The following is a 4,611-nucleotide window of genomic DNA, read 5'->3' as shown; positions in this document are numbered from 1 at the left end:
CAACAAGCTGGGGCAGATCGTACACCAGAAAGATATTACGCCCATTACAAAGCAGGGCGTACTGGTTAAAAAATATATGGATCCGAATTCTGTTGGCGGCAGCGGGGCCACTAACATCCCCATTCTGCGTCTGGCCGATGTTTATCTGATCGCCGCAGAAGCATCCGCACAGCAAAACGGCCCCTCCACTGAAGCATATGGTTATATTAATACCGTAAGGAACAGGGCCGGCCTTCCCGGTTTAACCGCCGGACTGGCCAAGACAGCCTTTGTTGATTCCGTATTACAGGAACGCAGCTGGGAACTTTTTGGAGAAGGCGACCGCTGGTATGACCTTACCCGCACCAATACTTTTTTACAGGTAATTCCAAAAGTGACGAATGATGTATTCCCTACCCGTGCGCCACAGCCGAAGAACCGCTACTTCCCTATTCCGCTGGATGAGATCAATGCAAACACAAAGCTGGAACAAAATCCTGAATGGAAATGAGGTGGATGATATTGCTTATTTGCCTGCTTACTTTACAGCATACAATGGCGCAACATAAAACGCTGTTCCTGGCAGCCGGCCAAAGCAATGCCGTTGGTATGGGCGACAGTACTGCCTCCGTACAATGTACCGCCCTTGAATACAGGTATTCAGGGGATGCGCTGGTTCCTTTAAAGGACCCTGTTGGCTACAATGAGCTGCAATTTCAAAAAGCAAACAGCGGAAGCGCCTGGCCGGCTTTTGCAAAAGCCTACCATGAGCTTACAGGGAATGAGGCAGTGATCGTACCGGCAGCAAGAGGCGGCAGCAGCTGCCACTATAAAGCGGAATTAAGCAACTATGGCACCTGGGATAACCGGGGCCGGCTGCCTTTGTTTGACAGTGCTGTTATAAAGGCCAGGGCTGCTGCCCGTAAAACAGGCTTGCCTGTTGCGGGGATCTTATGGAGCCAGGGGGAACGGGATGCCAATGCAGTGAATGCACAACAGCTTTCTGCAGCAGAATATGAGCAGCAGCTAACATTGCTGATCGGTCAATTCAGGGCAGCGCTGGGCAATGAGGTAAATTTTTATATTATACAAACCGGTTATTACCTTAACCATCCTGCCCAGGGTTTTGATGTCATCCGTAAAGCCCAGGAAAATGTGGCCGGGAAAATGAAACATGTCTTCGTTGTGTACCGGGAAACGGGCAGCTTTGAGAAAAAGGCATGGATGAAAGATGAGATCCATTATAACCAAACCGCGTTAAACGATATTGGAGCAGCCGTTGCAAAACAGGTTGTACTTAAAGAAAAAAAGAAACCATGAAGAGAACACTATTTTGTTTGTTACTGAGCATTCCACTTTTAGTATTGGGGCAGCGCCGCACTGATAACAGCTTAAACAGTGAATGGACGTTTGCCACAGACCCGGTTAAAGTGGGAGAACAGGAACACTGGCACGACACATCCTTTGCAACGGGCAGCTTTGATAAGGTAAAAGTACCGCACTGTTTTTCCACCGATGCCCGGTACTTTTTTTATACCGGCACAGCATGGTATTTTAAGCAATTTGAGGCGGCTGCGCCCGGCGATGATCATGTATTCCTGAAATTTGACGCTGTTTTCTATAAATCAAAAATATGGCTGAACGGCGTATTAGTAGGTACCCACGAAGGCGGCTACACGCCGTTTGAATTTGATATTACCGCTTTGCTTAAAAGCAGGAATACCCTGGCGCTGCAAGTGGACAATTCATGGGATACCACCACCATCCCCGGCGCTAAAACCAATGTTCCCTATTCAGGCGCCAACCATCGCCAGGTATATCCCTGGATCAATTACGGCGGTATTACCCGGCCGGTACATCTTATTACCCGGCCTGCGGCATATATCAGCAACAGTAAGATCATTGCCATGCCTGATCTGAAAAAGGGAGATGCAAGCATCAGCATAAAAGCATTTATCCGCAACAGCGGTACAGCAGCCATTACATCGGCTGTTAATGCCAGCATTTACCGTAATGGCGTAAAAAGCAGCATCCGTTTAAAGCCGCAACCTGTAAAGGTGGAGCCGGACGGTGTTACATTCGTTGAGCTGAAGGGCACCATGCCTGCAGCTGAAGTAAGCTTATGGCACCCCGATGCACCGGCCTTGTATAGCGCAGCCATTACCTGCGGCAGGGATACGATTGAAACCAGCTTTGGTATACGGAAAGTTGAAGTAAGCGGCACCCGGCTTTTACTGAACGGCGAACCCATAAAAATGGGCGGCTGTAACCGGCCGCTGGACTATCCCGGCTATGGTTCCATGGACCCGGAAGAAGTATTGGAAAAAGACCTTACGCTGATCAAAAGCGGCGGCATGGAGCTTTCCCGCATTAACCATTACCCGGTAACGGAAGGCCTGCTGGACTGGGCAGATAAACACGGCCTGCTGATCATTGAAGAAGCAGGCAACTGGCAAATGACCGGCAAACAAATGAGCGATAGCGGGATGCGTGATAAGTTCCGCTCGCAGATGAGGGAAATGATGGAACGCGACTGGAACCATCCCTGTGTGATCGCTTACAGCGTGGGCAACGAATTTCAGTCGCAAACAGAAGAAGGCAAAGCCTGGGTACGTGATATGAGCAGCTATGTAAGATCGCTGGACGATTCGCGCCTGATCACCTTTGCCAGTATGATCCTATCGCATAATAACATCAAAAAACCGGAAGATGAAGCTTCGCAGTACGTTGACTTTGTAAGCGCCAATATTTACGGCAATCACTTAAAGACGCTGCAGCATATTCATGAGCTGTATCCAACCAAACCTGTTTATGTAAGTGAGTTTGGCATCAGAACAGATGCGGTTAAGTCTGAAGAAGAAAGGATAGCCCATCTTAGAAAAGCCATGCAGGATTTCAGGCAATGCGATTTCCTGATAGGCGCTTCTGTGTGGACCTTCAACGATTATTTAAGCCGCTTTCCCGGCACCAATCCAAATGGCTACCGGCCCTGGGGCCTGGTAGAGCCTGACCGTACCCCAAGGGGCATGTACCTTGCATGGCAGGAAGAATTTGCGCCTGCAACCATTGAGCTGGTGAATAAAACTGCGGGCCATGCCAGCATCCGCATTACTGCAAGAAAAGATTTTCCGTCGTATACCCTGAAGGGTTACCAGTTAAGATACAATGGCACACTGATGCCTGTAAAAACATTACACCCCGGTGAAAGCGTGCTGCTGGATATTGCCCTGGCCGGGGGTACAGCGGATATTGCGCTGATAAAACCGGGCGGTTTTACCATCATCCAAAAAACCCTTAAATAGCCATGATAAGATCAGAAAGTATAGAAAAACGTTCGTTCCCGCTTGTAAAACTGGAGGCCGACCTGGTTGTAACAGGCGGCGGGCTGTCGGGCATATGCTGTGCAGTTACTGCTGCCAGGCATGGGTTGAAAGTAGTGCTGGTGCAGGACCGCAGCGTGCTGGGTGGCAATGCGAGCAGCGAGATACGTTTATGGATCCTGGGCGCTACCTCGCACATGGGCAATAACAACCGCTGGGCAAGAGAAGGCGGCCTGGTGGATGAGATCCTGGTGGAGAACATGTACCGCAACCCGGAAGGTAACCCAATCATACTTGATGCGATACTACTGGACAAGGTAGTGAGCGAACCCAATATAACCCTGCTGCTGAACACTACTGTTTACCATGCAGAGAAGCAGGACAGCGCCACCATCGCATCTTTAAAAGCATTCTGCAGCCAGAACCAGACCGAATACGAATTAAAGGCGCCCCTGTTCTGCGATGCTTCCGGCGATGGTGTGGTGGGATTCCTTTCCGGCGCGGCATTCAGGATGGGCGCAGAAAGTATGGAAGAGTTCAACGAGCTGTTTGCACCTACGGAAGCTTATGGCGAGCTGCTGGGCCATTCCCTTTACTTTTATTCAAAAGATACGGGCAAGCCTGTACGTTTTGTTCCCCCCGCCTTTGCCCTCACAGATATTACGCAGATCCCCAAATTCCGGAGCTTTAACTCACAGGAATACGGCTGTAAGCTCTGGTGGCTTGAATACGGCGGACGTATGGATACCGTGCATGATACGGAGAAAATAAAATGGGAGCTGTGGAAGATCGTGTATGGCGTATGGAACTACATTAAGAACTCAGGCAATTTTCCTGAAGCAGAAACCCTGACCCTTGAATGGGTAGGCATGATACCCGGTAAAAGGGAAAGCCGCCGCTTTGAAGGCGATTACATTTTAAAACAGCAGGATGTTGTTGAGCAACGCCTCCATGATGACGCCGTAGCCTTTGGCGGCTGGAGCCTTGACCTGCACCCCTCAGATGGTATTTATGCCGCTGGTCCGGGCTGCACCCAATGGCACAGCAAGGGCATTTACCAGATACCTTTCCGCAGCCTGTATTCCAGGAACATTAATAACCTGTTGCTGGCCGGGCGCATTATCAGCGCATCGCATGTGGCATTCGGATCGTGCCGGGTAATGGCTACCAGCGCCTATGTTTCGCAGGCATCGGCCATGGCTGCGGTGCTTTGTAAAAAACTGGGCTGCAACCCTGCAGCGCTTAATGATAACGGCAACGTAGCTACGCTGCAGCAATTGCTGCTGCGCAGCGGGCAGCATATTCCCGGTGT

4 protein-coding genes are annotated in these 4,611 nt (G+C 50.2%); all 4 read left to right on the top strand.

Annotated features, from left to right (window positions below; translation table 11 throughout):
* Positions 1-490, top strand: a 490-nt coding sequence (locus VIM87_RS30930) for a RagB/SusD family nutrient uptake outer membrane protein (protein ID WP_332000726.1), incomplete at its 5' end; no start/stop codon positions are given.
* Positions 487-1,299 (top strand): sialate O-acetylesterase, encoded by an 813-nt coding sequence (locus VIM87_RS30925; RefSeq protein WP_332000725.1) that lies wholly within the window; start codon positions 487-489, stop codon positions 1,297-1,299. The genes VIM87_RS30930 and VIM87_RS30925, both read left to right, overlap by 4 nt.
* The gene (locus VIM87_RS30920) at positions 1,296-3,281 is read left to right on the top strand and encodes a glycoside hydrolase family 2 protein (RefSeq protein ID WP_332000724.1); all 1,986 of its coding nucleotides are present in this window, start codon (positions 1,296-1,298) and stop codon (positions 3,279-3,281) included. The genes VIM87_RS30925 and VIM87_RS30920 overlap by 4 nt, the downstream gene beginning before the upstream one ends.
* 2 nt (positions 3,282-3,283) lie before the next feature.
* On the top strand, positions 3,284-4,611 hold a 1,328-nt coding region (locus tag VIM87_RS30915), incomplete at its 3' end, for an FAD-dependent oxidoreductase (RefSeq protein WP_332000723.1).

It is taken from the genome of Chitinophaga sp., assembly GCF_036569125.1.
GTDB lineage: Bacteria > Bacteroidota > Bacteroidia > Chitinophagales > Chitinophagaceae > Chitinophaga.
Note: the sequence above shows the minus strand (reverse complement) of the source record. Positions and strands in the feature narration are given on the sequence as shown.